This is a genomic window from Allobosea eneae (genome assembly GCF_042657265.1).
GTDB classification, from domain to species: Bacteria; Pseudomonadota; Alphaproteobacteria; order Rhizobiales; family Beijerinckiaceae; genus Allobosea; species Allobosea eneae.
On sequence record NZ_JBHSLW010000034.1, the window covers coordinates 181,570 to 206,754 of the forward strand.

The 25,185-nt window shown below is 67.9% G+C and carries 33 protein-coding genes and 1 tRNA gene; 17 read left to right on the top strand and 17 right to left on the bottom strand.

Annotated elements, in window-relative coordinates:
* Window positions 1–31: 31 nt before the first annotated feature.
* Genes ACFPOB_RS20580 through ACFPOB_RS20625 form a run of 10 tightly spaced genes read right to left on the bottom strand, consistent with a single transcriptional unit; the run spans window position 32 to window position 6,453 of the window.
* Window positions 32–1,774 carry a DNA primase family protein gene (locus ACFPOB_RS20580; RefSeq protein ID WP_377800269.1) on the bottom strand — a complete coding sequence of 581 codons (1,743 nt, stop codon included), beginning with the start codon at window positions 1,772–1,774 and terminating at the stop codon, window positions 32–34.
* A 47-nt stretch (window positions 1,775–1,821) separates the two neighbouring features.
* Window positions 1,822–2,040, bottom strand: a complete 219-nt coding sequence (locus tag ACFPOB_RS20585) for a hypothetical protein (RefSeq protein WP_377800270.1) — start codon at window positions 2,038–2,040, stop codon at window positions 1,822–1,824.
* Complete coding sequence (locus ACFPOB_RS20590; RefSeq protein ID WP_377800271.1) at window positions 2,037–2,726, bottom strand: hypothetical protein; 690 nt, start codon at window positions 2,724–2,726, stop codon at window positions 2,037–2,039. Before ACFPOB_RS20590 ends, ACFPOB_RS20585 begins: the two co-directional genes overlap by 4 nt.
* Window positions 2,723–3,211: a hypothetical protein gene (locus ACFPOB_RS20595; protein ID WP_377800272.1), complete on the bottom strand. Its 489-nt coding sequence runs from the start codon at window positions 3,209–3,211 to the stop codon at window positions 2,723–2,725. The genes ACFPOB_RS20590 and ACFPOB_RS20595 overlap by 4 nt, the downstream gene beginning before the upstream one ends.
* Window positions 3,208–3,564, bottom strand: coding sequence for a hypothetical protein (locus ACFPOB_RS20600; RefSeq protein ID WP_377800273.1), 357 nt, complete (start codon window positions 3,562–3,564; stop codon window positions 3,208–3,210). The genes ACFPOB_RS20595 and ACFPOB_RS20600 overlap by 4 nt, the downstream gene beginning before the upstream one ends.
* Entirely contained in the window at window positions 3,564–4,865 is a 1,302-nt protein-coding gene (locus ACFPOB_RS20605) for a DUF7146 domain-containing protein (protein WP_377800274.1), read from the bottom strand. The genes ACFPOB_RS20600 and ACFPOB_RS20605 overlap by 1 nt, the downstream gene beginning before the upstream one ends.
* Window positions 4,865–5,131 (bottom strand): hypothetical protein, encoded by a 267-nt coding sequence (locus ACFPOB_RS20610; protein WP_377800275.1) that lies wholly within the window; start codon window positions 5,129–5,131, stop codon window positions 4,865–4,867. Before ACFPOB_RS20610 ends, ACFPOB_RS20605 begins: the two co-directional genes overlap by 1 nt.
* Complete coding sequence (locus ACFPOB_RS20615) at window positions 5,128–5,403, bottom strand: hypothetical protein (RefSeq protein ID WP_377800276.1); 276 nt, start codon at window positions 5,401–5,403, stop codon at window positions 5,128–5,130. The genes ACFPOB_RS20610 and ACFPOB_RS20615 overlap by 4 nt, the downstream gene beginning before the upstream one ends.
* Window positions 5,400–5,978 (bottom strand): GcrA family cell cycle regulator, encoded by a 579-nt coding sequence (locus ACFPOB_RS20620; RefSeq protein WP_377800277.1) that lies wholly within the window; start codon window positions 5,976–5,978, stop codon window positions 5,400–5,402. The genes ACFPOB_RS20615 and ACFPOB_RS20620 overlap by 4 nt, the downstream gene beginning before the upstream one ends.
* Window positions 5,971–6,453 carry a hypothetical protein gene (locus ACFPOB_RS20625; RefSeq protein ID WP_377800278.1) on the bottom strand — a complete coding sequence of 161 codons (483 nt, stop codon included), beginning with the start codon at window positions 6,451–6,453 and terminating at the stop codon, window positions 5,971–5,973. Before ACFPOB_RS20625 ends, ACFPOB_RS20620 begins: the two co-directional genes overlap by 8 nt.
* A 123-nt stretch (window positions 6,454–6,576) precedes the next feature.
* Between ACFPOB_RS20625 and ACFPOB_RS20630 the strand changes: the two genes are divergently transcribed.
* A complete protein-coding gene (locus ACFPOB_RS20630) occupies window positions 6,577–7,593 on the top strand; it encodes a LexA family protein (RefSeq protein WP_377800279.1) in 1,017 nt (338 codons plus the stop codon).
* On the opposite strand, the gene ACFPOB_RS20635 is transcribed toward ACFPOB_RS20630, so the two are convergent.
* A complete protein-coding gene (locus ACFPOB_RS20635) occupies window positions 7,568–7,813 on the bottom strand; it encodes a hypothetical protein (protein WP_377800280.1) in 246 nt (81 codons plus the stop codon). The genes ACFPOB_RS20630 and ACFPOB_RS20635 overlap by 26 nt on opposite strands.
* Window positions 7,814–7,986: 173 nt before the next feature.
* Between ACFPOB_RS20635 and ACFPOB_RS20640 the strand changes: the two genes are divergently transcribed.
* From ACFPOB_RS20640 to ACFPOB_RS20700, 13 genes are read left to right on the top strand one after another with little or no spacing between them, the layout of a single operon-like run.
* Entirely contained in the window at window positions 7,987–8,334 is a 348-nt protein-coding gene (locus ACFPOB_RS20640) for a hypothetical protein (RefSeq protein ID WP_377800281.1), read from the top strand.
* Window positions 8,334–8,702, top strand: coding sequence for a hypothetical protein (locus ACFPOB_RS20645; RefSeq protein WP_377800282.1), 369 nt, complete (start codon window positions 8,334–8,336; stop codon window positions 8,700–8,702). The genes ACFPOB_RS20640 and ACFPOB_RS20645 overlap by 1 nt, the downstream gene beginning before the upstream one ends.
* Window positions 8,699–9,019 carry a hypothetical protein gene (locus ACFPOB_RS20650; protein WP_377800283.1) on the top strand — a complete coding sequence of 107 codons (321 nt, stop codon included), beginning with the start codon at window positions 8,699–8,701 and terminating at the stop codon, window positions 9,017–9,019. Before ACFPOB_RS20645 ends, ACFPOB_RS20650 begins: the two co-directional genes overlap by 4 nt.
* Window positions 9,019–9,753, top strand: coding sequence for a hypothetical protein (locus ACFPOB_RS20655; protein ID WP_377800284.1), 735 nt, complete (start codon window positions 9,019–9,021; stop codon window positions 9,751–9,753). Before ACFPOB_RS20650 ends, ACFPOB_RS20655 begins: the two co-directional genes overlap by 1 nt.
* Entirely contained in the window at window positions 9,750–10,058 is a 309-nt protein-coding gene (locus tag ACFPOB_RS20660) for a hypothetical protein (protein WP_377800285.1), read from the top strand. The genes ACFPOB_RS20655 and ACFPOB_RS20660 overlap by 4 nt, the downstream gene beginning before the upstream one ends.
* On the top strand, window positions 10,055–10,243 hold the full coding sequence (locus ACFPOB_RS20665; RefSeq protein WP_377800286.1) for a hypothetical protein: 189 nt from the start codon (window positions 10,055–10,057) through the stop codon (window positions 10,241–10,243). Before ACFPOB_RS20660 ends, ACFPOB_RS20665 begins: the two co-directional genes overlap by 4 nt.
* Window positions 10,240–12,402, top strand: a complete 2,163-nt coding sequence (locus ACFPOB_RS20670; protein ID WP_377800287.1) for a ParB/RepB/Spo0J family partition protein — start codon at window positions 10,240–10,242, stop codon at window positions 12,400–12,402. The genes ACFPOB_RS20665 and ACFPOB_RS20670 overlap by 4 nt, the downstream gene beginning before the upstream one ends.
* Window positions 12,402–13,235: a DUF6551 family protein gene (locus tag ACFPOB_RS20675; RefSeq protein WP_377800288.1), complete on the top strand. Its 834-nt coding sequence runs from the start codon at window positions 12,402–12,404 to the stop codon at window positions 13,233–13,235. The genes ACFPOB_RS20670 and ACFPOB_RS20675 overlap by 1 nt, the downstream gene beginning before the upstream one ends.
* Window positions 13,235–13,438, top strand: a complete 204-nt coding sequence (locus ACFPOB_RS20680) for a hypothetical protein (RefSeq protein ID WP_377800289.1) — start codon at window positions 13,235–13,237, stop codon at window positions 13,436–13,438. The genes ACFPOB_RS20675 and ACFPOB_RS20680 overlap by 1 nt, the downstream gene beginning before the upstream one ends.
* A gap of 13 nt (window positions 13,439–13,451) precedes the next feature.
* A complete protein-coding gene (locus ACFPOB_RS20685) occupies window positions 13,452–13,781 on the top strand; it encodes a hypothetical protein (protein ID WP_377800290.1) in 330 nt (109 codons plus the stop codon).
* Entirely contained in the window at window positions 13,778–13,999 is a 222-nt protein-coding gene (locus tag ACFPOB_RS20690) for a hypothetical protein (protein ID WP_377800291.1), read from the top strand. Before ACFPOB_RS20685 ends, ACFPOB_RS20690 begins: the two co-directional genes overlap by 4 nt.
* Window positions 13,999–14,259 carry a hypothetical protein gene (locus ACFPOB_RS20695; protein ID WP_377800292.1) on the top strand — a complete coding sequence of 87 codons (261 nt, stop codon included), beginning with the start codon at window positions 13,999–14,001 and terminating at the stop codon, window positions 14,257–14,259. The genes ACFPOB_RS20690 and ACFPOB_RS20695 overlap by 1 nt, the downstream gene beginning before the upstream one ends.
* 11 nt (window positions 14,260–14,270) lie before the next feature.
* Window positions 14,271–15,356, top strand: coding sequence for a tyrosine-type recombinase/integrase (locus ACFPOB_RS20700; RefSeq protein WP_377800293.1), 1,086 nt, complete (start codon window positions 14,271–14,273; stop codon window positions 15,354–15,356).
* A gap of 57 nt (window positions 15,357–15,413) precedes the next feature.
* Here ACFPOB_RS20700 and ACFPOB_RS20705 read toward each other — a convergent pair.
* Window positions 15,414–15,490: transfer RNA gene (locus tag ACFPOB_RS20705), tRNA-Arg, on the bottom strand.
* 58 nt (window positions 15,491–15,548) lie between these two features.
* On the opposite strand from ACFPOB_RS20705, the gene ACFPOB_RS20710 reads away from it, so the two are divergent.
* From ACFPOB_RS20710 to ACFPOB_RS20720, 3 genes are all read left to right on the top strand, one after another.
* Window positions 15,549–16,337 (top strand): hypothetical protein, encoded by a 789-nt coding sequence (locus ACFPOB_RS20710; RefSeq protein WP_377800294.1) that lies wholly within the window; start codon window positions 15,549–15,551, stop codon window positions 16,335–16,337.
* A 6-nt stretch (window positions 16,338–16,343) separates the two neighbouring features.
* Window positions 16,344–17,819 carry a M48 family metalloprotease gene (locus ACFPOB_RS20715; protein WP_377800295.1) on the top strand — a complete coding sequence of 492 codons (1,476 nt, stop codon included), beginning with the start codon at window positions 16,344–16,346 and terminating at the stop codon, window positions 17,817–17,819.
* A 73-nt stretch (window positions 17,820–17,892) separates the two neighbouring features.
* Complete coding sequence (locus tag ACFPOB_RS20720; RefSeq protein ID WP_377800296.1) at window positions 17,893–18,762, top strand: dienelactone hydrolase family protein; 870 nt, start codon at window positions 17,893–17,895, stop codon at window positions 18,760–18,762.
* Between the two features lie 61 nt (window positions 18,763–18,823).
* On the opposite strand, the gene ACFPOB_RS20725 is transcribed toward ACFPOB_RS20720, so the two are convergent.
* The 5 genes from ACFPOB_RS20725 to ACFPOB_RS20745 all read right to left on the bottom strand — a co-directional run bounded on the left by ACFPOB_RS20725 (window position 18,824) and on the right by ACFPOB_RS20745 (window position 25,164).
* Window positions 18,824–19,420, bottom strand: coding sequence for a CarD family transcriptional regulator (locus ACFPOB_RS20725; RefSeq protein WP_377800297.1), 597 nt, complete (start codon window positions 19,418–19,420; stop codon window positions 18,824–18,826).
* Between the two features lie 389 nt (window positions 19,421–19,809).
* On the bottom strand, window positions 19,810–20,145 hold the full coding sequence (fdxA, locus tag ACFPOB_RS20730; protein ID WP_092157697.1) for a ferredoxin FdxA: 336 nt from the start codon (window positions 20,143–20,145) through the stop codon (window positions 19,810–19,812).
* Window positions 20,146–20,304: 159 nt separating this feature from the next.
* A complete protein-coding gene (locus ACFPOB_RS20735) occupies window positions 20,305–20,616 on the bottom strand; it encodes an RNA-binding S4 domain-containing protein (RefSeq protein WP_377800298.1) in 312 nt (103 codons plus the stop codon).
* A 22-nt stretch (window positions 20,617–20,638) separates the two neighbouring features.
* Complete coding sequence (locus ACFPOB_RS20740; RefSeq protein ID WP_377800369.1) at window positions 20,639–23,953, bottom strand: helicase-related protein; 3,315 nt, start codon at window positions 23,951–23,953, stop codon at window positions 20,639–20,641.
* Between the two features lie 320 nt (window positions 23,954–24,273).
* Window positions 24,274–25,164, bottom strand: coding sequence for an alpha/beta fold hydrolase (locus tag ACFPOB_RS20745; RefSeq protein WP_377800299.1), 891 nt, complete (start codon window positions 25,162–25,164; stop codon window positions 24,274–24,276).
* Window positions 25,165–25,185 lie beyond the last annotated feature (21 nt).

Below are 25,185 nucleotides of genomic sequence, written 5' to 3' on the forward strand. Positions count from 1 at the left end.
GGTGGCCACGGCTAGCCTCCCTAGCCTCCCGTCAGTCGTCGTTGTGGGTGCGAGAGGGAGCGCGCTCGGCCGGCGCCGGCCGGTATTCGGATTTGACGCGCACGCCGACATAGATCGACGACGAGGCCTTGCCCTTGACGAAGCCGAAGTCGTGCGCGGTCTTGGGCAGGCGACGGGTGAAGGTCTCGCGCTTCACCGGCGTTCGCGCCGCGCGCTGGCACCAGACCAGGAAGGCCTCGAACAGCGCGCCGACCATCTCGCTGTCGTTCTCGTCGCGCGTGACCTCGATCGCCTCGCGCACGAACGCGCCCATCAGGTCGCTTTCGTTCCGGTACTCCTGGCTCGCCGCCCTGATCTCGGTGGGAGGGGAGAGGGAACCCAGGATCAGGAAATCTTCGAGCCCCTGCAGCAGCCGGTTGAGGATGCCGGCGCGCTCGGCCCAGAGCTTGTCGGGAAGGCTCTTGTCCTTCTCCTCATCCGGGATCTGCACATCGAAGGGGATCAGCACGACGCGGCGCCAGATCCCGTCGTCATTGCCCTTGATCACCGGCTTGCGGTTGGCCGAGATCGCCAGCTTGAACTTTGGATAGACCTCGTTGAACTCGTGATTGAGCCGGCGCACCAGGATAGGCTCGCTCGATGTCAGCGACTTGATCAGCGACTCGTCGAAGGGCATGCCCTCCTTCGGCTCGGCCGAGCGCACCAGGCGCGCGCCGGGCGTGCGGACCAGGTCCGGCGTCGCCTCGGCGCCCTTGCGCCGGTCCTCGCCGGTCAGAGTCGCGATCGGCAGCGAGGTCGCATAATCGCCCATCAGCCGCGAGATCACGTCGACGAGGGTGGACTTGCCGTTCGAGCCCTCGCCATGCAGCAGCACGAAGACCTGCTCGGTGGTCAGCGCCGTCAGCGCATAGCCGAAATAACGCAACACATAGGCGCGGATCTGCGGGTGCGGCAGGATGCGCTCGAAGAACGCGTCGAAGACCGGGCAGGTCGCCTTCGGATCATAGGCGACCGGCGCCAGCTTGCAGATCCAGTCCTCGCGCCGGTGCTGGTCGAGCTGGACGCTCACCGCCGTGCGGAAGCGCGGCTGCGCCGGGTCCGATTCCTCGTCTTCCGTGGTCTTCTTCGAGACGCGCAGCGTGCCGTTTTCGAGGTTGAGCGCCAGCGGGTCGATATCGAAGTCGGCGAGCGGCCGCGACAGGAAGCCGATCGCCTGCTTCAGCATGCCGTCGATCTTGCCGGTGTTGCAGGAGGAGTTGGCGAAGCGCCGGCGCTGGGCCCGCCGGCCCTGGACGGCTTTCTTGGCGCGCGAGGCCGCGGCGATCGCCTCGTTGAGCGCGGCGAGCTGCACCTTCTGCGCCGGCGTCGCTTCCGAGAGGCTGATCGAGGCCTTCTCCAGCAGCGCCGTTTCGCCGGCGTCGATCTTCGCTTGCTCTGGCGGCGTCGGCTTGATCAGCAGCGCCTCGAGGCCGATCGCCTCGACCGTGTCATGGGTGAGCGGCGAGATCCGCACGCCGTCGATATCCTCGACCCAGCGCCGGCCGTCATAGACGTGCCAGCCGACATTCTGGATGTGGATCACCGCCGCGCCGCAGCGCAGCCGGAAGCGCCGCGAGTTGCCGATGTCGTGGCAGCCCTGCTTCACACATTCCTTCAGCAGCTCCCAGCCCTCGGCCGAGATTTCCGGAACGTCGGTTTCGCCCTCGTCGAGGCCGTGGTCCTCGTCGGGATCGGCGGCAGGAGGCGGGGAGGAAATCTCCTTCGCCGCATGCACCGCGCCGAGAATCGGATCGTCCTGGGGTGTGTCGTCATTCGAGGGGGTCAGAGCGGAACCTCCGACGCGCCTGGGTCGAGATAGTGCAGGCACCACGTCGGGTGGAACGGCATGGTAGGACCGCTGCCATCGATCTGGATCATTAGCCGACCGCCACGGGCGCTGCGGATGGTGCCGAACTCTGGCCGGCCTGCGCCGGTGTACTCGACCCGGCCGCCGCGCTTAGCCGGCACGCGGTAGTTGCGCCGCACCCAGGCCATAGTCATGGCAGCAACCCCGTCCGCGGATCGAGTGTCAGCGCCTCGCGGCCATCCGCAGTCAGATGGACGGTCGACGAGTCGTTCAGGCTGTCATGGGTGGTGTTGGTGAAGCCGAGGCCTTCCGACAGATTGTAGGTGTCGGTATCCTCGTCGCGATCGTCGCAGAACACGCTGATCCAGTTCCAGCTTTCGTCGCCGGCCTCGGCCGAGCCGCCGAGCTGGCGCAGGATGGCGAGGAACCACCACATGCGCTCATCGAGCAGCGGTGAGACTGTGATCGGCGCCAGGCCGAGCCGCAGGAGCATCTCCCGGGCGCAGTAGATTGCGGCGAGCGCCTCCGTGCCCGGGTCCTGGACCTCGCGGATCAGCATTTCCGTGACCGTCGTGATCCGGCTCAGTAGCGATGCGAGCTGACGCGCGTGCTCCTGTGCATCACGACGCTGCTGCCAGACCCGGAGAAGAAGCGGTTCGCGCAAGCCGTCGGCGCAGGAGAACTGCCAGAGCAATGCGTCGCCCTGGGCTTCCGAGCAACGACGCCGCGCGTCGACCATGGCCCAGCGAAGTCGGCCTGCATCGCTCAGGATAACCGAGCGGCGCAGGCCGTCACCCAGCGGGCCGACCTTGAAGCCGAGCGCGTGCAGAAGTGCGTCGCGATCTGATTCCGCCGGAGTGGGTGCGGCCGGGAGCGTCACGATTGCACCTGCTCTTCGCCTTCCTCGTCGATCGGCTCGTCATCCCAGGCCACGCGATCGGCGAAGGCCTCGGATGCCTTGTCGAGCTCCCGCAGCGCCTCGGCCGACTGATCGGAATAGGCGACGATGCGCGCGGCGACGACGAGGCGGGCGACATCCTCCGGAAGTCCGGCCGGAGCGCCCGCCCTGATCAACTCATGCCAGCGGCGGAATCCATCGCGCTTGTCCGCCATACGGCCGAGCCCGCGAAGGCCGATATGGCAGCGCTCGGCCGTCTCGATGCAGGCCGAGACGTCTGACATCTCGCGGCCAAGTTCCTCGCGGTTCTTCCGGCCGGTTGCCGGGTCGCGCTCGTCGAGCCCCTGGATGATGCAGCGCGCGGCACGGCCGGCGAGCTCTGTGCATTCCTCGATCAGCTTGCCGAGCACGGCGAGCCGGATGCGGTCCTGTTCGGGGAACCAAGGGGAGATCGTGCCCTCGCTCATGACATCAGCCCCGCCCATGCTGCCGAAAGCCGCGCCTGCAGGCGGGCGAAGCGACTCTTGCGCGGCGCCGCGACGATCATGACGCGAGCGCGGACTGTCCTCTCCATCGCTCGGGCAATGCGATCGTCGCGGACGATGTCGCAGCCGCGGCGAAGTTTCTCGACCTCGGCCAGCCGCGGATACTCCGCCGCGCCGCCGCCCTCGATGATCAGCGCATTGCTGCGCCCGAGCAGCGATTCCGGCGTGGCGTGAAACCAGCCGCTCTTCGGGATGCCCATCGCCGCCGCGGTGTCGCACGCCGCTCGGAAAGTGCGGGCGATGATGCCGAATTCGATATCGACCAGGACGTTCATCAAGCTGCCTCCCTCTCGCGCACCTTGCGCATCCGCATGTCGCTGAAATCGCCGCCCTCTTCGGGCCAGGCAGCGCGCACCGTCAGGTCGGGCCGGGCCCAGCGCGCGGTGGCGCGGGCGAGCGTGAACTCGACCAGCGTCCGGTCGCTGTCGCCGTCGGCGAGCACCAGGACCTCGCGCACCGTCTCCGGGATCGCGATCGAGCGTTCCGGCCTGGTCAGGTCCGGCACCGGCCCGGGCAGGCGCGTCCGCATCATCCGGCCGCGAGCGTCCGGCCGGCGCAGCGTCGGGTGGAACACCGACTCGGCCGCCTTGCCGCCGAGATTGCCGAGGTCGATCGCCGACCAGAACTCGGTCAGGCTTAAGTTCTCGCCGGCCTCGACCATGGCAATCCACACCGCGAGCACGGTCTCGATCCCCTCGCCGATGACGAGCCGGCGCGGCCCGCCGAAGATCGTGTCGACCGCCGGCGCCAGCACCAGGTGCCCGCCGGCCTTGGTCCCGCGCGAGCGCTTGACGTCCAGGACCTCGCCGTCCTCGCTGACGAAGATCAGCTTGCCCTTCGTCGGCTTCCCGGCCTCGTCGAAGCGCGGCATCTCCGGCGTGCCGAGGCGCGGATCGAGCCAGGTCGTGTGCAGCCCCATGAAGCGGCGGTCATTGCCGGCGATCGGCGAGAGCATCGCCGGCCCGGTCCACACTACCTTGCCGCCGGGCCCCGCGGGATGCCGCAGATGCATTTCCGGGTGGAAGCGCAGCTTCGCGCCCTCCGGAATCCGCTCGACGCCGCGATGGCGCAGATAAGCCTCGACCAGCGTGCCGGCGGCCGGCTGGCCGTGCTCCCACAGGCGCCGGCAGCGCCAGCGTTCATCCTCGCGGAACTGGTTTTGCTGCTGCGCCTCGGCCGCCCGGGCCTTGTCGATCTCGGCCGCTTCCCGCGCACGCTTGGCGGCGATCGCCGCCTTCTCATCAGCGCTCGCCGGCGCTGCGTCGGGCTTGGGCTCGCCCGTGATGAACTCGACCGCTTCGAAGAATGTCCGCTCATGCGGCACCCAGCGCGCCAGGCTGATCGCGTCGCCGCCGCCCTTGCCGCAGCCTCGGCAGTTCCACAGCCCCTCTTTGGTCTTGACCGAGAAGCGGTCGACGCCGCCGCAGCGCGGGCAAGGGCCGACCGCCTCGGCGCCGGTACCCTTCGCGCCACCCTTCGGCCGGAAGCCGAGCCGCAGCGCCACATTGATCGTGGCATGACCCTTGGCCCGCTCGATCCAGTCGTCGACCGCGTCGCTGTGCGCCGGCGCGGCCATCACGGCGACGCCACGAACAGGAACGGCCCGAAGTAGCCCTGATCGGCCGCGATCAAATCGGCCAGGGCGTAGAAGTTCACGGCTTCGAGCGGGACGCCATAGCCGTCGCGCCCTTGCCGCGGGTCCTTTCGCCGATCGCCGGCGCGTCGCAGGAAATTGGCTGCGCGAGCGATCTTGGCCTCGCGCGCGGGCCCACGCGGCAGGCTCTGCGCCTGCAGGAACAGGCTGACACCATGCCTCACGACGTTCTCGATGGCATCGCTCATGCGAGCACCTCGGCGGCGAGATCCAGGCCGAGGCCGAGCGCGAGATCAGGCCTTCTCGCCAGCGCCCGGGCGATCTGATGCGCGAGGCCGAGTGCCGCGGCCTGCCGCCGCGCCTCGTCGACGGTCAGCTGATAGATCGCCGGGTTCGCCGGCTCGCGGGTGCTGGCGCGCGAGGCCTGCAGCTCGAGCTGGTTGATCGCGAAGAGCTCGACATCGGCAGCGGTCTTCATCCGGGCCGCCAGCTCGTCGAAACTAATCGGGCGCCCCGTCATGCGAAGGCTCCCGTCCGGCTCTGTTTCGCCATGCGGGCCTGCTGCATCTCGCGCAGCTCGCGCTCGCGGATCGGCCGGCGCTCATAGGTCAGCTTGGCGCAGGCGGCGCACCAGCTCTGGCCCTCGGCCCGCACCGGCTTGCCGCAGAACAGGCCGGACCGTGACTCGTCGCCCCATAGCGGCATGCGGCAATGGCCCGCCCTGAGATCGTCGATCGTCACCGCCTCCGGCCCGGCCGGCTTCGGCCAGAGCTTCGGCGTCGGCTCGATCTCAGGCTCGACGATGACAGGCTCCGGCATCGGCGCCGGCGCGGGCTTCGCCACCGGAGGCGTCCGCCGAACCGGGATCACAGCGCGGCCGTCCTCGATCAGCGTCCGCCCGCGGTTGCGCGCGATCGACGCCGCGTTGCTGTGCCCCTGCGGCGTGGCAAGCTGCAGTCCGAGCCTGTGGCATTTTCCGATCACGGCCGGGCGCGTCACGCCGCCGAGCGCATCAGCGATCTCCTGCGCGGTTGCCTTGTCGGCCACCATCGCCTTCAGCCGGGCGACCCGCTCCTCGGTCCAGCCCTCACTCATGGCGCAGGCCCTTGTGGACGGCGATCGATGCGGCGCCGGCCATGCGCGCCTCTTCGACCGCATGCGCCAGCTCGCCGAGCTCCTTCTGCAGGATGGCGATGTCGGCAGGCGTGATCTTTCCGTCGGCGAGCGCCTCCGAATAGGCGCGCATCACGTCGGAGGCCTCGGCGACGACGCGCGAGGTCGTGCTGTGCACGTCACCGGTGCGATCGCTATTGCCGACAACGTTCTGGTGGATCTCGAAGCCGAGCATCTGCAGCTCGACTCGCGTCACCCAGGGATAGCCGCAATCGGCTTCCAGCCTCGCCTTGGACCGGGCGCTGAGCAGATCGTCGGTCTCGGTGTTGTTGCACCGGCCGATCTGCGCCGTGGATTGCTCGGCGATCTCGGCCGAGCGCTCGATCCCGCCACAGGCCTTGATCAGGTCCCGCTGCGCAGCCTTCATCCGGTTGGACCAGGTATCCCGCTTGTTCATGTCCGCGCCTCGCCTCTGAGAAATCCCGCGCGCCTTTCTCGGCGCGCCGTTCGGGCTGGCGGGTTAGGAAGGAGCCACGGACGCCGGCGCGGCCTCCGGCTGGGGAGCCTCCGGGCTGGGCTGATGGACAGGCAGGAAGTCGGCAGGCGAAAGCGGGATGCCGTTGGCCCGGGCATAGTCGAGCAGCCGCTGGTGCAGCCGCTGCGGAATCAAGCCGCCTGTGCCGCCCTTGTCGATGGATTGCTGCCAGCGATAGGGCGCCGTGTAGGCTCTGCCCGTGATCTCGCTGACTTTCCGTTCGCCGCCGAGGCGGATGATGATTGTCGTCGCCGGTTCCATAGCGGCGCAATTTCTATTTTTCGCAATTCACTGTCAAGCGCCATTACCCACTTTGTTCATGGCGAGCCAGTTCTGAAAAACAGAAAATGCGGCATGAATGACGAACTGATCAGATGGATCGAGCAGGGCCTCGCGAAGCCCGACAAATCGAAGAAGGGGCTCGCCGCAGCGATGGGCCGCTTCCCATCAGCCGTGACGAAGTTGCTGAAGGGCGATCGCGACATCAAGACGCACGAGCTGCCGATCATCGCAGCCTACCTGGAAGAGGCGCCACCGGCGATCCCAGGGCTGGATTTCAGATTGAAGCAAGAAGTGGCGGAGGTCCGCGAGGGACGCCTCCTGCCGGTCACGACAGTCGGACCGGTTCAAGCCGGAGCCTTCATCCCGATCGATGAGTTCGACCAGAGCGAGCCGGAAATCTTCTATGAGCCGGCCGATCCGGAGTTCCCGCGGGCGCGCCGCACAGCCTTCGACGTGATCGGCGATTCCATGAACCGCCTCGAGCCGTCGCCGATTCTGCCGGGCTCGAAGGTGATAGGCGTCAATTACGATGATATCGGCATCCCGCTGCGCGACAAGATGGTCGTCGTCGTGCAGCAGGAGCGCGATGCTGGTCACCTGCGCGAGTGGTCGATCAAGCAGATCGAGCTCCAAGACGAGCACATCGTCTTCCACCCCCGCTCAAGCAACCCGCGGCACAAGCCGATCGTCGTGCCGCGGGATCTCCGAGCCGATGACGGGCGTCAGGTGAAGATCCTGGCGCTTGTGCGAGAGATCAAGAACAGGGTTCCAGTCTTCTGACAGCGACGAGTTGATCGTTCCTCAACTCCTTGATGTCGGTGATGATGCCGATCGGGGATTCGCACTCCCGGCACATGAATTTCTGCTCGCGAAGGAAGTTGCTTTCGAGCAGCTCGTCGATGTCCTGCGGCGAATCCTCCGCATCCGGAGGCTCCAGCAGGCTGCCATAATTCTTCTGGCAGTTGGCGCAATGGACGTAGACCTTAAACGCGATACTCATGGTCGCCTCCGTTATTTTGTTCTCATTGTGTTCACGGTTGCCGGTGAGTCAATTCGCCGCGAATCGGGCTCCTGACACGTTCTGACAATACCCATAATCGCCAGCCTGCCAGTTGACAGATTTCTATTTTGTAGAAATGCTGACCTCCATCGCAACCCGATGGAGGCATTCCGATGCGCCACGAACGCCCGCAGCCCGGCCGTCCGACCCCGATCGAGCCGCTCAACGCCGCGCTGCTGAAAACCAAGCTGGCCTGCCCCGGCACCGCGCTCGCCGCCCGCAAGTGCATGCCGCTCGACACGCCGACCGGCGAGGTCCGTGAGGTCATCGTCGCCGACATGGTCGAGATCATGGACGAAGCCCACATCCAGCGTGGCTTCGCCGAGATCTACGACCTGGTGCGTGCCGGCTACCCCGACGAGACCGCAGCCGCGCTTGGCCCGGCAGCCGCCAAGGAACTCGGCAAGCGCATCGCCTATCGCCGCGATGTCGAGGACGCCGACATTCCGGAGGTGGCCTGATGGACGCGCTCGCTCTCAGCGTCGGCGAGCATGAGCGCCGCACCGCCGCGATCCGCCGCCTGGAGCGCGTCGCGGCGGATATGCGTTACTTCGCCGTGCGGCTTGTCGACACCCGCGACGAGCCGGAGGTCGCGCAAGGTCCGCTTGCCCTCGCGACGCGGGCCGGCTGGATCTACGCGCGGATGGTCCTGATCCAGGCCGATGGCGGCATGCACTCGCCGAGCCTGATCAACGCAATCGCCGAGCCGGGCCCGGTCGACTCGCGCGCGCTGCGCGGCCTCTCGCTGTCGACCTTGCTGGCGGCCGAGGCGCGCATCTGCGGCAGGCGTCCGGCGCCGGTCACGCTTGCGCGCGGAGGTGGCCGATGATCCGCACTCAAGAGACGGGCGGCATCGTGCCGCGCGAGCAGCCGGACAGCCGCGGCCTGTCTGAAGCCATGACGCGGGCGGCTGACGGCGGCGAGGCCGAAGCCGAGCTTCAGCGGCAGGAGGAGAAGCGCCGCGCCACCGACGAACGCCGGCTCAATAAGGCGACCCGGGTCCTTATGCTCGACGCCTTCTATCGGGCCAAGGTCCTGAACGGCGACACCGGCTTCGATCTCGCCGATCTCGACAACCTCGACATCGTCAACGGCATCGCCAAGGACATCGGCGAGCGCCGGCGCGGCCGGCCGGGAGATGCGTGATGAAGCCCGGCGACACCGAACCCGCCCGGGCCGCGCCATGGGCGCAGACCGCGACCGGCCGGGCCCTGCCGCTCGGCCGGGCGATCGAGCCGGGCATGCTCGACATCCGGCGCGACATCGCGATCCCGCTCGGCAACACCGGCCGCTTCGCCAACCAGATGCCGCACGGCATCCTCTATCCGGTGGCGCAGCACTGCACCATCGGCGCCGACCTGCTGCTCGCGCAGCATAATGACTACGCCCTCGCGCTCGCCTTCCTCCTGCACGAGGCGCATGAGGGCCCGCTCGGCGACTGGACCGAGCCGGTGGTCGAGGCGATGCAGGTCGAGCTCGACGCAATGCGGGCAGAGGCCGGCGCGAGCCTGGTGCCGCGCCTGTCCATTCGCGAGATCAAGCGCCGGCTGGCCGAGCCGATCGACCGCTACGTCCATGCGCTAGCCGGCCTGCCCTGGCCCCTGCCGCGGCACATGCGCGAGCTGGTGCACGTCATGGACCGGCGCATGCTGCGGACCGAGCGCGACCATCTGCTCGCTCACCCGCCGCGCCCCTGGGATGATGGCATCGAGCGCCTGCAGCCGCTCAACCTGCGCCACCGCATCAAGGTTCAGAAGCCGGCGGTCGCATCCGAGCAATGGATCTTGCGCTTCGACCAGTGGAGCGCCCGCGTCCATGCCGAGCGCGTCGCCGACCAGACCTCGCTGATCGCCAGCCGCCTGCGGGAGGCCGCAGAATGACGCACGTTCTGATCGGACAGCGCGACTATACCGTGCCAGCCGACTGGTTCGTCGCTCGCGTCCTGCTCGATTGCGGCGACGAGCTCGCCATCGAGCACGAAACCCCCAGCGGCGCGATCCAGCGCCAGTTCATCGGCGCGAACCTCGTCTTGAAGCGCGCCAGCGCTTGGGAATTGGGGAACGTCAAGCGACGGGCGATTGAGCTCGCGACCAGTCGGCGCGCCGCCATGACGGCGGCCGAGCAACGCTGGCTGGAAGCTCGCAAGGCCTGCTTCGCCGCAGGCGAGAAAGCGCTTTCAGAATGAAGAATCCGGCGCGCGAGCTACGCGTCGTCGCCGCAGCGCTCTGCCTGCTGGCGAAGGAAGAGACCGGCCGGCCCCGCAAGCGCTTTCTGCTCGCCGCCAGGGTCCTGCGCCGTGAAGCCGACACGATCGCCGCCGCGGCGCGCGCCCGTGCCAACCCCTCTCAGGAAGGAACCCCGTCACCATGACGCAGGAGCTTCAGCACCTTTGGCCTCACGATCTCGTCGCCGGCGAGGCCGTCAATGTCCGCCCGGGCGACGAGGACGTCAGCGACCTGCTCGGCTCGATCGCCGCTCACGGCCTGCTGCAGCCGCTCGTCGGCCGCACGCGCGAGGACGGCACCGTCGAGATCATCGACGGCAACCGCCGCCTGAAGGCGCTGAAGCAGCTCTTCGATGACGGCAAGCTGCGCGAGAAGGTGCCCGTGATGCTCCGGGCCCAGGAGGCAGACGCAGACGCCTTCGAGATATCGCTCGCCGCCAACGTTCTGCGCCGGCAGCTGCATCCGGTCGTCGAGTTCGAGGCCTTCGCCGAGCTCGCCGACAAGGGCAAGAGCAATGAGGAGATCGCCGAGCATTTCGGTATCCCGCTCCGCGCCGTCGAGCAGCGCCAGGCCCTCGGCCGCCTGCATCCCGACATCCGCAAGGCCTGGCTGGAAGGCCGGATCAACGGCGAAGCCGCGCGGGCCTTCACCATCGCCTCGCCAGCGGACCAGTCCGCTTATCTGCAGTCGGTAGCTGGCAGGGAGCGTTGGCGGCTTCAGCATGACTATATCCGCCGCGCCTTCACCGTGAACTCGGTCTCTGCCGACCGCCCTATTGCGGTCTTCGTCGGCGCCTTCGACTACATCGCTGCCGGCGGCCAGATGGTGCCGGATCTTTTCAAGGAGAAGCCCGACTTCGCCGATGGTGGCCTTCTGGAACGGCTGGCGCAGGAGAAGCTTAGCCGCGAGGCGGAGCGCATCCAGCAAGAGGAGGGCTGGGCCGAAGTCCTGTACGGCAGTGACGCGAACCAGCAGCGCTATAGCTGGGATCGCTTGCGCAAGCCGGCGCTGCCGGAATCCGAAAAGCCGGCGCGCCGCATCGAGATCGAGACCCGCTTGCGGGCGATCGACGAGCGCCGGCAAGTGATCGAAGACGCAGTCGACCAGTTCGAATGGGATGACGACGGCAACGAACCGCCCGAGGCGACGGCGATGCTGCGCGAGGACGACGCATTGGCGGCCGAGCGCGATGCGCTGTCGGCCGAGCACGCGCAGTATGACGACGAGCGCGCCGCGTGGCTGACGTTGGATGCGGAACAACGGGGCAAGGCTGTAGCCGTCATCGACATCGGCAATGGCGGCGCGCTCTCGATTGCTCGCGGCTATCTTAAGGACCAGAAGCCGAAGCCTGCGCCAAAGCCGACGGGCCTCTCGGCGCCGGCGCCCAAGCCGTCGTCGACCGGTGAGGAGGCGCCCGAGCCCGCTCGCCTCTCGGCCGCGCAGCTGGACGAACTGGCGCTGACCGCGACGCGTGCCGCGGCGCATGTCGTCGCGGGGCATCCCCGTCTGGCGCTTGCGCTCTTCGTCGCATCGGCGGCGACGCTCGGCAGTCCCGTGCGCTTCCGCTCCGAGGGGCGCAGCGAGGGCCCGGCGTTGCCGTGGGACGGCCTGTCCTACGACGCGGCGAAGACTACTACCTTCGAGGACGTGTTCAAGCGCACGCTCCTGCTCTCGATCGACGAGCTGCAGATGCACACGGCCAAGTGCGTCGCGCATATGCTCGACTTCACCAGCAAGGCGATCAACAGCAACAGCATGGCCACGCTGAAGCCAGCGGCGGCCCAGGCCGTCCGCGCCGCCCTGCCTCTCGTCGACCATCGCGCTGCCCTGGTGCAGGCCTTTGACCCGGCCGAGTATTTCAGCAAGGCGCCGAAGCAGGAGGCGATCGCCGCCATCCGTGACTGCGGCGATGATCCTGGCAAGCACGCCAAGCTGAAGAAGGCCGATCTCGGCGCCGTCGCCACCCGCCTCGCGACCGAGCGGCACTGGCTGCCGGAGATCCTGCGCGGCGGCATCTTCGAGGCTGTGCTGCCGGCCGAGCCGGACGGTGAGGACGACGAGCCGGGCGCCGGCGACGACGAGGAGTCGGCCGAGCCCGAGACGCCGGCGAGCGCCGCCGAGGCCGCCTTGGAGATTTGGCTGGGCCAGGAGCGGACGCGCCTGGTCGCGATGAAGGCGCCGGAGCTGCGCGAGCTGCTGAAGGAGCGCGGCGTCTCCATTCCCTTCGGGTCGACCAAGATGCAGCTGATAGAGCTCGCGCTGCAGCACGGCGATCCCGACTCCAGCATCGAGGAGGCCGCCTGATGGACGCCCTTCGCGAGATCAGTATCGACGGCTTTGCAGGCGTCCTCTTCCTCACCGAGCTCGGCACGGCTCCGCAGCTGCAATGGGTCGCCGTCGCCGACCTGCGCATCGACGAGCGCTATCAGCGCCAGATCGGCAGCCGCGGACGCATGCAGATCCGGCGGATCGCCGAGCGCTTCCGCTGGAGCCGTTTCGCGCCCATCATCGTGGCGCCGATCGAGGGCGGGCTCTTTGCCGTCATCGACGGCCAGCACCGCAGCCACGCCGCCAAGCTCCGCGGCGTGAAGCAGGTTCCTTGCATGGTCGTGCCGGTCGACACGGCCGAGCAGGCCGAGGCCTTCGTCGAGATCAACACCCGCCAGCTCAACGTCAAGCCTGCGGCGATCCATCGCTCGAAGGTCCTGAGCGGCGATGCTGAGGCGGTCGCCGTGCAGAAGGTCTGCGACCAGGCCGGCGTGCGCATGGTCGACAACCTGACCATGAAGACCATGAAGCGTGGCGACACACTCTCGGTCGCTGCGGTCTACAAGGCGCGCGAGCTCTACGGCGACGAGGTCCTCACCAGCGCGCTCGAGTCGATCGTCAAGGCCGGCGAAGGCAATATCGGCCTGCTCCGCGCCAACGTCATCACCGCCTATTGCTCGGTCTTCCACAACGACCCGGGCTGGCGCGAGGATGATCGCCTGCTCGACGTGCTCGACGAGTTCGATCTTCAGTCGGCCTTCCAGCGCATGCAGGTCTCGACGGTCCACACCGGTGCGGCGCGCTGGCGGGAACTCGCTGACGAGCTGACGTTCTATCTTCGCCGTCGTCTGCCGAAGGTCGCGGCGTGATGCGCCCGCTCGATCCTTTCCCGGGTGGCGACGGCTGCCCGCTCGAAGCCTTCCGCCGGCGCGTCATCCGCGCCGGCTGGACGGTCGCGACCTTCGTCGTCCTCGGCTTCGCCCTCTGGCTCGCCTGGCGCGATCTGCCGGTGCCGCCCTGCCCGCGCGAGCCCGCCGGCGGCATAGTCGTTCTGCTAAACTGTCGCCGTTGACGGGAGCTAGCGCATGAAGCTGCCTGTGAAATCAGTGGTCGAACCCTTGCTGAAGGAAGGTCTGAGCGAGGGCGCTATTCGGGCGCTGCACCCGGAACTGAATCCGGATTCCATCCGAGGCGCAGTCCAGCGATACAAGCGGCAGAATGGGCTCGGCGGAGTGCGTCGCAATGCGCCACGCGTCGCAGTCTACCTGTCCCCGGAGACCGCGACGACGTTGCAGCAGGAAGCCGACCGCCGGAGCGTGCCGCCCCACGATCTAGCCGCGCGCCTGCTGACCCACATCCTCGCCGGCGGCAATCTCGCGTCCCTCCTTGGCGAGGATAAGGAGACTGCGTCGTGACCATCTGGCGTCGCAACCGCCAGCGGCGTCTCGCGACGCGCAGGATCGCAGAGCGCGTGCTCGATCGCGAGGAGCGGCTGGCGCGTGAGATCTGCGCCGCGATCCATTACGGCGGCTGCACCTGCGCGCAGAACGCCGCCGCCGACAGCTGCGGCAAGATGAAGTGGGCTGCCAAGCGGGCGATCCGGTTCCTCCACGGGGAAGGAGCCAGCAGCTGATGCCCCGCGCTTCCGGTCGCCTTGACTCTGTCGCCTGGGTGCCTCGCGGCCTCTGTCGCGAGGAGGCTGCCTATTATGTCGGCGTCGGAACGACGAAGTTCGACGAACTGGTCGCGACTCGACGCATGCCCAGGGCCCGCAAGATCGACAGCCGCCTCGTCTGGGATCGCGTCGAGCTGGATATGGCCTTCAGCGATCTCGCGCATGTCAGCGAGAATGCGATCGACGCCGCCTTGCAGAAGGGCGGCCGAGGCGGCTAGCGTCTCCGCCTATGACCACCGAGCACCCGAACGCCAGCCCTTACCAAGACCGTCACGGCCGCGAGCGCTGGCGCTTCCGCCGCGCCGGCAAGACCGTCGCGCTGCCGCACCAGCCCGGCCACCCGGAGTTCGAGGAAGCGTATCGCGCCGCGGTCGAAGGCCGGCCGCCGCGCAAGGCCGAGGTCCGGCCACTACCAACCGCGGCGGCGCCACGCTCGATGCGGGCCGCATGGCGCGTCGTCGTCAGGAGCAGCTTCGAGTGGAAACAACTCGACTCCGTCACCCGCGAGAAGCAGACGGCGATCGCCGAGGCGTTCCTCGATTCGAGGATCGCCGAAGGCAGCAAGACGACATGGGGAGATGTTCCGATCGCGGATCTGCGCCGGCGCCACCTGAAGGCGCTCCTCGCCGAGCGTAGCGACAAGCCGCACGCTGCGCGCCACCTGCTCGTCGTCATCCGCAAGATGATTCTAGCTGGTCTCGACGAGGAATGGATCGAGACCGATCCAAGCTATCGGCTGAAATACCGGCCGGAGACGAAGGGCTGGCGTGCCTGGACCGACGCCGAGCGGGCGAAATTCGAGGAGCGCTGGCCGCTCGGAACGACGCCGCGGCTCGTCTACGCGCTGGCGCTCTGGCTCGGCAACCGCCGAAGCGACGTCGCCGCCTTGCCGGTCTCGGCAATTCAGGGCGACCGCATCGTTCTCACCCAGGTCAAGACCGGCCGGGATCTCCGGCTCGCGATAACGCCGATGCTCCAGGAGGCGCTGGCGCAGACCGACCTGTCGGGCCCGACGATCCTGAAGACGATGTATGGCGAGCCGTTTTCCGCGAAGTCGCTGACCGGCCGCATGCGCGATTGGACCAAATCGGCAGGGCTGCCGGAGGGGTGCACACTCCACGGCTTGCGGAAGACGCTCGGCGGCATGCTCGCCGATAGCGGCGCGACCACCCGCGAGATCATGGATACGCTCGGTCACACCAACCTGAAGCACGCCGAACTCTATACAAAATCGGCCAATCAGGAGCGACTCGCGCGCGCCGGCCTCGACAAGGTCACGCTGCTGCACAAGGCCAGCAAGCAGGCGAATGGCTAACCGGGTGGCGAACCACCCTGGCGAACCGAGCTGCAAGTCATTGATATCAGGATAATTTGGCGTCCCGGAAGGGATTCGAACCCCTGACCTACGGTTTAGGAAACCGTTGCTCTATCCTGCTGAGCTACCGGGACGCACGTCCTTGCCTTTAGCATAAAGCCGATGCGGGTGAAGCCTACCTTTGCAGCGATTGTGACGTTCCTCGCCGGCATGGCGGCCTCGGCCATCATCGCCCGAGCGGCGGATGACGCTTGCGCGACTGCAGAAGGGGTCGAGCTGGTCCGCCTCGCCGGTCTCGATCGCCATGGCGACCTGCTGCTCGCCGACGGCAGGAGCGTCAGGCTCGCCGGGCTCGCCCCCCGGCAGAACGACGCCGAGCGCGAGCGCTTCGCCACGCAACTCGCCCGCTGGCACGGTCAGGCCTTCCGGCTGGCCCCACTCGGCGGGGCGGATCGCTGGGGGCGCCTCCCGGCGCGCCTCCTCGCCGCCGACGGCGCTCCCGATGTGTTCGCCGGCCGGTCCGACCTCAGTGCCGCCCTCCTCGCCGAAGGCGCCGCCCTGCGACTACCCGAACCTGGCCTTGCCGCCTGCAACGAACTCTGGCGCAAGGCCGAACCGCGAGCCGCGTCGGCTGGCCAGCCCGGAAACCAGCAGCGAAAACATGCCGCAGTGGCGCACCCGGTGATTGACGGTCATGATGCCACAGCGATGAAAGCGCAGGCGGGCCGGATCGTCGTGGTCGAGGGGCGTATCGCTGCCGTCGCAGAGCGGGCGCAGCGAACCTATCTCAATTTCGAACGGCGGCGCGGCGCTGGCGGCAGCATCGTTCTGTCGCGCGCGCTGTGGCGTGACTTGCAGCGCAGTGGCTGGACCGCCTCGTCGCTGGCGGGTAAACGCGTGCGCGTAAGCGGTGTGGTCGAGGGGCGAGACGGCCTCCTGATCGAAGCGCAGACGCGTAGTGCACTGGAATTGATCGACTAGGGGCCGATGCGGAGAGTTCAGCGCCATCGTCAGCCGATCCGGGGACGCCTCGTCGCCGCGGTGCTGCCGGCCCTGTTGCTGGCCGCCTGCTTCGGCGACCAGAACTCCGTCCTCGCCCCGCTCAACCAGCCGGGCGGCGAGCCGGCGCCGCGCGTCGCCAGCCTGCAGCGCGGCACCGATCGCGAGCACCAGCGCCTGCTCGCGGCCTTCGGCGGCGAGTATCGTGCGCCGCAGGTCAAGGCCGAGCTGGAAGCAATCATCGCCCGCCTCGCCAAGGCCGGCGAAGGCCAGATCGGCGCCTATGAGGTGACGATCCTCAATTCGCCGATCGTCAACGCCTTCGCCTTGCCGACCGGGCGCCTCTACGTCACCCGCGGCCTGCTCGCTCTCGCGAACGATTCCTCCGAGATCGCCTCCGTGATGGCGCACGAGATCGCCCATGTCACCGCGCGCCATGCCGTCGAGCGCGCCGAGATGGAGGCGGAATCGGCGCTGGTCAGCCAGGTGGTGGCACAGGTGCTGAACGATCCGACGACCGGAGCCGCAGTTCAGCAGAGCTCCAAGCTCTCGCTCGCCCGCTTCTCGCGCCAGCAGGAACTCACCGCCGACCAGATCAGCGTGCGCAACATCGCCCGCGCCGGCTACGACCCCTATGGCGCCGGCCGCTTCCTGGTCTCGCTCGGCCGCAACACCAGCTTCCGCGCCGGCGGCCAAGGCAGTGGCGACAAGAAGCTCGACATCCTCTCCAGCCACCCCTCGACGCCGGAGCGCGTCGCCGCCGTCACCAACGGTGCCCGCCAAATCGGCGCGCCCGGAATCGGCGAGCGCGACGCCGGCCGCTGGCTCGCCGCGATCGACGGCATCGCCTTTGGCGATGATCCCGCCGACGGCGTCGTGCGGGGCCGCCGCTATCTCAACAGCGCCCTGCGCATCGCCTTCACCGCACCGGACGGCTTCGAGCTCGAAGCGGCGCGCGAGATGGTGGTGGGCGTCAGCACTGACGGGTCGCAGGCGCTACGCTTCGACTCGGTCGCGCTGAAATCCGGGCAAACGCTCGAATCCTATGTCGCTTCGGGCTGGATCGACGGCGTCACCACCGCGGAGGTCCAGTCGCTCACGGTCGGCGGGCTGCCGGCGGCCGTAACCTCGGGCAGGGGTTCCGACTGGACCTTCCGCCTCGCCGCGGTCCAGGCCGGCCCACGCGTCTACCGCTTCATCCTCGCCGCCAAGGGCCAGAACGATCCAGAGCGCGCCATGCGCGCTCTGCTCGACAGCTTCCGCAATCTCAGCGCCAGCGACGCGCAATCGGTCAGCCCCTTGCGGATCCGACTGGTCACCGCCGGCGCCGGCGATACGCCCGCCGGCCTCGCCGAGCGCATGGCGTCGACCGACCGGCCGCTGGAGCAGTTCCTGATCCTGAACGGGCTGGAGCGCAACGCCAGGCTGACGCCCGGCCAGCGTTACAAGATCGTGAGCGAGTAAGGCGGCGGCCGGCGGGTTCTTTCGTCACGCCATATGCTAGCCTCCCGCCCGTCGTCAGGACAGGGAGGCAGCCATGGCGCTCGATCGCCGCATCGTCGAACTCTACGACGAATACACCCACAAGCCGCTCGACCGGCGCAGTTTCATGAACCGGCTGATCGCCATCGCCGGCTCGGCCGCGGCAGCCGAGGCCGCCCTGGCTCTGCTGGAGCCGAACTATGCCCAGGCCCAGCAGGTCCAGGCCGACGATGCCCGCATCGAAGGCAAGCGCATCGACGAGACCGTCGGCGGCGTCAGGCTCAAGGGCTATCTGGTCACGCCGAAGGCGCAGGCCAAGCGCGGCGGCGTTCTCGTCATCCATGAGAACCGCGGCCTGAACCCGCATATCGAGGACGTCACCCGCCGCGCCGCCCTGGCCGGCTTCACTGCACTCGGAGTCGATTTCCTCACCCCGCTCGGCGGCACCCCGGCCGATGCCGACGCGGCGCGTGCCCTGTTCCCGCAGCTCAAACCGGAGGATGTCGTGTCGCAGGGGCGGGCGGCGCTGGCCTTCCTCAAGTCGCGGCCGGATGCGACCGGCAAGGTCGGCGCGGTCGGCTTCTGCTGGGGCGGCGGCGCGGTCAACGACCTTGCCGTCAGCGCACCGGAGCTCAATGCCGGCGTCGTCTTCTACGGCCGCTCTCCCGACCTTTCCAAGGTGTCGCAGATCAAGGCCCGGCTGCTGATCCAGCACGCTGCCCGCGACACCCGCCTGGTCGAGGGCCTGCCGGCCTACGAGACGGCCTTGAAAGCGGCGGGCATCAACTACCAGGCGATCGTCTATCCCGATGTCGACCACGCCTTCCACAACGACACCAGCGCCGAGCGCTACAACGCCGCGGCGGCCAAGCTCGCTTGGGAGCGGACGGTGGCCTTCCTGGCGGCGGAGACGGGCGCGGCTTGACACGAAAAAGCCCGGCGGATCGCTCCGCCGGGCTCTTCCGATGCAATAGGAGAAAGCTGCCTCAAGCAGCCTCTTCCTGCAGGTCCTCGTCGCCTTCCTCGCCCTCGGCCGCCTCGGCGGCATCCGCCTTGCCGGCGCGGCGCGGCGACTTGGCGAGCTGGCCCTCGATCTTCTTCAGCGCCTCGGTCTCGGTGATCTCCTCGACCGCGGAGATCTCGCGGGTCATCCGGTCGATTGCAGCCTCATAGAGCTGGCGCTCGGAATAGGACTGCTCGGGCTGTGCCTCGGAGCGGTAGAGATCGCGCACCACCTCGGCGATGGCGACAAGATCGCCCGAATTGATCTTTGCTTCGTATTCCTGGGCGCGACGCGACCACATGGTGCGCTTGACTCGGGCACGGCCGGTCAGGGTCGAGAGCGCCTTGCCGACGATGTCGGTGTCGGCGAGCTTGCGCAGGCCGACACTCGCCGCCTTGGCGGTCGGCACGCGCAGGGTCATCTTGTCCTTGGCGAAGCTGACGACGAAAAGCTCGAGCTTGAAGCCCGCGACTTCCTGCTCCTCGATCGCAGTGATCTGACCGACGCCATGGGACGGGTAGACGACGAACTCGCCCGTCTTGAAGCCCTGGCGCACAACAGTCTTCTTCGCAGTGGACATGCCGTTTCGACTCCTGCATCTCTCCGCCGGGGCGGAGACGCGACTTTCAACCGCTGGCCGGGATGACCGGCGGCACTCTGCCTGACACGTCGGGTCAGCCTTCTGGCTTTTTCACCGGCGCAACATGCTCCCACAGCCGATCGCTTCTTGCGAACCACCAGATACGAAGACAATTACACCCCGGGCATTCTGACCGGTGGTGCATTGCTGTCGTTTCAGGGGATGCCCCGTTTGTGTGACCTCGCAGGGGCAGGCGGAACGAACTCGACTGTGGCTTGGAGATACCACAAAAATCGCGCCGAATCAAAGGTAAACGGAATGCAAGCAACGCCGGGCCGCGTCGCGACCGGCTATGGTTAACCTCGATTCAGCTCTGACGGAGGGTAAGCTCAGTCGCCTTCGCCGGGATTCGGCGACAGGAGTTCGAGCTTGTTCGGCACGCCGTCGAACTCCTTGGCGTCGGCCGGCGAGTCTTTCTTCTGCGTGATGTTCGGCCAGCTCGCGGCGAACTTGGCATTGAGCTGCAGCCAGCTGTCGAGTCCCGGCTCGGTGTCTGGTTTGATCGCCTCGGCCGGGCATTCCGGCTCGCAGACGCCGCAGTCGATGCACTCATCGGGATGGATGACGAGGAAGTTCTCGCCTTCATAAAAACAATCGACCGGACAGACTTCGACGCAGTCCATGTATTTGCACTTGATGCAGTTCTCGGTGACCACATAGGTCATGGCGCTGTCCTTCCAATCGGCCGGCGCTTCTTTAGAGCCGGTCGAGAGAATGTTTCAAGGCCCTGTCACGACCGGAAACGAGATCAAACTTCCATCGAAACGTGCGTTTCGAGATGATTTTTCGCAAGCGGGCCAGCGCTCGCCGCATCACTACGCGCTCTATCCCTCGGGGCCGTCGGGCGCAAGCGGCTGATCGCCGCGCTCGGGCCCGCTCAGGACCTCGTAAAGCGTCTGGGCCTGCTCGTAGGAGCCGCGGCGTTCAGCAAAGCCGATGACGCGCACGACCAGCGTCGCATGCGGCAGAGCGAGCGTCAGCACGTCTCCGGGCTTCACCCCAAGCGCCGGGTTCTCGACGCGCTTGCTTGCAACCCGGACATGCCCCTCCTCCACCAGCCGCACGGCGGCGGGGCGGGTCCGCGCGAAACGTGCGAACCAGAGCCATTTGTCGAGGCGTTGCCGGTCGTCCCGCAAGCGATACCCCGGAGTCGAATACCTAGCTCTTGCGCCCGTCATTGCCCTCGAGCTGGGCTTTCAGGGCAAGCAGCTTGGCGAAGGGCGAATCCGGATCGGGCTGGCGCTCGGCCGGGCGCGGCCGCTGCGGCTGCTGGAAGCGTTGCTCCTTGCCGCCGCGCTCCTCGCGACGCGGACCGCCACCCGGGCGACCGCCATCGCGCTTGAACTCCGGCCGCGGGCCGCGCTCGGGACGCCCATCGCGGCCCTGCGCATTGCGGCCAGCGCCCTCCTGCGCCGCGGGCCTGCCACCTTCGCCGCCGGTAGGACGCGGACCATTCCAGCCTCCCTCGCGCCAGCGATTGCGGTTCGGCGGACGCTGCCCGCCGGGCTTGCCCTCGCCGCCTTCGGCCGCGGGAGCGGCATCGGCTGCGCCGGCACGACGGTCGGGCCGGCGGCCACGCTGGCCCTGCTCGGGACGCCGCCCGCCCTGATGGCGATGCGGACGCCATATCTCGATCAGCTCTGGCTCGGCCGCAAGAGCCGCTTCGGCGGCCACAGCAGGCTCGGTCGCGGCGATCCCGGTTTCAGGCACAGCTTCTGCCACCGGCTCATCGCTTGGCAGGGCGAGCGTCGACATCGCGTCGGCCGGCACCGGCTCAACCGGGTCGGCAGCCTCTTCCTCGGCCGGAGCCGCAGCGATCTCCGCATCGGTCAAGATCGGAGCATCCGCGGTTTCGCCCGCAGGCGCAGCACTGTCCGCGCCTTCAGCGGCAGCCTCGCTCTCGATGGACGGCGCTTCGTTCAGCGCATCTGCCGCCTCGACGACGACCTCCACCGGAACCGCCGGCGTGGTCGCAGCCGGCTCGGGCGCAAAGGCCAGCGGCACGGTGATCGCCGGGCCCGGACGCTTCTGCGAGACATAGCCGAGCGAGCGCAGGATCGAGGCGAAATCCTCGCCGGCGCAGCCGACGAGCGAGGTCATCGCACCGGTCGCAACGAAGCCGTCCTGATCGGCGCTGCCCGCCGGCGGCTGGCCGAGCGTCACGCCCGGGCGATAGGCGATCGCCGGACGGATCAGGTCGGCTAGGCGCTCGAGGATATCGACGCGCACGGCGCGCTCACCGCAGACGCGATAGCCGGCGGCGCGATAGAGCCCTTTGGGAACGTCCTTGTTGGCCGGGAACGAGGTCCGGCCGGAAGAGGCGAGATGCGAGATGTCGTCGAGCCCGGCAGCCTCCGGATTGCCGTGCTTCAGCGCCCAGAGCTGAGCGGCGAGCGCGCGCGGCGCCGGCTTCAGCAGGGCCGGGACATAGAGGTGGAAGGCGCCGAAGCGGATGCCGAGCTGGCGCAGGCCGGCCCGTCCCTCCTGGTCGAGCGTCTTCATCTCCTCAGCGACCTTGCTGCGCTCGAGCACGCCGAGCGCCTCGGCCGCCTGATAGGCGATACCGCGGGCGATGCCGCTGACGCTCTCGGCGTTCTCCAGGATCTGCAGCGGGCCGAGCAACTTGGTGACGTGGTGCTTCAGCCAGGCGCCGAGCCTCGTCTCGATCTGCTCGCGGGCCTGGGCCGGCAGATGGTCGTCGACCATCAGCCGCAGGCGCGGCTCAAGCACTTTCTCGCCGGCGGTCAGGCGCGCCACCGGCTCGCCCACCCAGCGCACCAACCCGTCATGCGACAGCACGAAGGCCTCGTCGCCGGCCAGCACGACGCGCGAGGCGCGCGCCTCCAGCTCGCCGCCAAGCGCCTTCAGCGCCGCAGCGTTCAAAGCTTTCGCTTCCGGACCACCCGCCTTCGGGTCCGCCGTGAAACGGAAGCCTTGCAGCAATCCGACATGCTGACCCTCGACCAGGACATCGCCGGTCGCGGTGACTTCGGCCTCCAACATCGCATTCTCCCGCAGGCGACGCATCAATACGCTCGTGCGCCGATCGACGAATCGGCTGGCGAGCCGTTCGTGCAAAGCGTCCGACAGCCTGTCCTCTACAAGACGAGCCACCCCCTGCCAATGCTCAGGATCGGGCAACCAGTCCGGACGGTTCGCGACATAGGTCCAGGTCCGGACCTGAGCGATGCGGGCCGACAGGGTGTCGATCTCGCCATCGACACGGTCGAGCGCCGCCAACTGGCCGGCATACCAGTCGGGATCGAGCCGGCCATGGCGCATCAGGCGCAGATAAAGCGTCGTCGCCAGCTCGGCATGCTGCATCGGCGCGATCTTGCGGTAATCGGGCAGGCCACAGACCTCCCAGAGCCGCGACACCGCCGGCTTGCCCTGCGCCAGCCGCGACACATCGTGGTCGCGCGCCAGGATCTCCAGCGTCGTCATGTCCTCGGCGATCAGCGCCCGCGTCAGCGCCAGCTCCTGCGGCTGGACGTTGAGACTGTCGAGCAGACCGGGAATCGAGCGCAGGTCGAGATCGGAGTTGCGCCATTGCACCTGCCGCACCGGTTCGAAGCGGTGATCCTCGATCGCCTCGACCAGCTCCTGCTCGAAGGGCGGGGCGCGGCCGGTGGTGCCGAAGGTGCCGTCGCGCAGATGCCGTCCGGCCCGGCCGGCGATCTGGCCGAACTCGGCCGGATGCAGCTTGCGATAGTGATGGCCGTCGAACTTGCTGTCGCCGGCGAAGGCGATGTGGTCGACATCGAGGTTGAGCCCCATGCCGATCGCGTCGGTGGCGACGAGATAGTCGACATCGCCCGACTGGTAGATCTCGACTTGGGCATTGCGCGTGCGCGGGCTAAGAGCGCCCAGCACCACCGCCGCCCCGCCCTTCTGCCGCCGGATCAATTCGGCGATGGCGTAGACCTCCTCGGCCGAGAAGGCGACGATCGCCGAGCGCCGCGGCAGCCGGGTGATCTTGCGGTCGCCGGCGAAGGAGAGCTTCGACAGACGCGGGCGCGAGACGACGTTGACGCCGGGGATGAGCTGCTCGACCAGCGGCTTCATCGTGCCAGCGCCGATCAGCATGGTCTCCTCGCGACCGCGATGATTGAGCAAACGGTCGGCGAAGACATGGCCGCGATCGAGATCGGCGGCGAGCTGGATCTCGTCGATGGCGACGAAATCGACGGGAAGATCGCGCGGCATCGCCTCGACCGTGCAGACCCAAAAGCTCGGCCGCTCCGGCTTGATCTTCTCCTCGCCGGTGACGAGCGCGACCGCCTGCGGCCCGACCTTGTCGACGACGCGCTGATAGACCTCGCGCGCCAGAAGGCGCAGCGGCAGGCCGATCATGCCGGTGGGGTGCGCGATCATCCGCTCGATGGCGAGATGGGTCTTGCCGGTATTGGTCGGTCCGAGCACCGCCGTGACGCCGCGAGCGCGGAGCGAAGGCGGAAGGGAACGGGTTGGGATCAAGACGCTGGAGCTTTCCTGCAGCCTGCGCGGCGAAACGCCGGGCCAGCCCTAACGGGATGAGCTGCCCGAAGGCAACCCGATCCGTGAACAGAACGAGTCCGGAACGAAGCGGGGCCGAATCGCTGACTCCGACAGAATCAGGTTTCGTTCACGGCGAGATATCGCGGCAAGCGATTCAAAAACCACAAGATTTTGAATCGCCCTCATTCTTCATCCTTCGCCGACTTGCGCGCGCGAGGGCCGCTTTCGCTCATTTAGGTGTTGTGAGCCAAAAGGCGAGAGGACTCCGAGAAATAGGGTAGACAATAAGCCGCCAGTTAATCCGCGAACACATCGGCCACGACCTGGGCCGCCTCGTCGGGCGCCTCGACATGGACGAAGTGGCCGGCGTCCTCGCAGAAGCTCACCTCGACATCGTCGAAATAGAGCGGCAGGAAGGTCGACCAGTCCGATTTCAGGATCGGGTCGTGCCGGCCCCAATGCACCCTCGTGCGCTGATGGATCGGCACGCTTGGCGCCGGATGGCCGTCGATCGCGGCGATCCGCGCCGCGTTCTGGCTGCGATACCAGTCGAAGCCCCCACGCAGATTGCCCGGCGTCATGAAGTTCTCGACGTAAGCGTCGAACACCGGCGCGAAAGCATCCTTGCGATGGCACCAATGCGTCAGGAAATGCCCGAGATAAAGCGCGCAGGCCGCGCGGCTGGAGCCGATCAGCTGCTCCGCCAGCGGCAATTGCTGGAAGGACTGATACCAGATCTCGTTGACATGGCCGTCGCGAACCCAGGCCGAGCCGACGCTCGGCGTCGGGCAGTTGAAGAACAGGAGCTTCTCGACCCGCTGCGGATGGCGCCGCGCCAGTCCTTGCGCGACATAGGCGCCGACATCATGGCCGACGACGCCGACCGGGCCTGTGCCGAGTGCGTCCAGCAGCGCCGCGATGTCATCGGCATGAGCGTTGGCGCCGACATCGCTGCGCGGCGCCGATGACTTGCCGCTGTCGCCGAAGCCGCGCAGATCGGGCGCGATCAATCGGAACTCGCCATGCAGCCGATTCATCACCGGCAGCCAGCTCATCCAGAATTCCGGCCAGCCATGCAGCAGCAGGACCGCCGGCCCGTCGCCGACCTCGGCGACATGGAGCATGGTGTCGCGCACGACGACCTGGCGATGCCTGAGGCCGGGCGGCAAGGCAAAATCGCTGGACATGGCAGCTCCGGAAGCGAATCA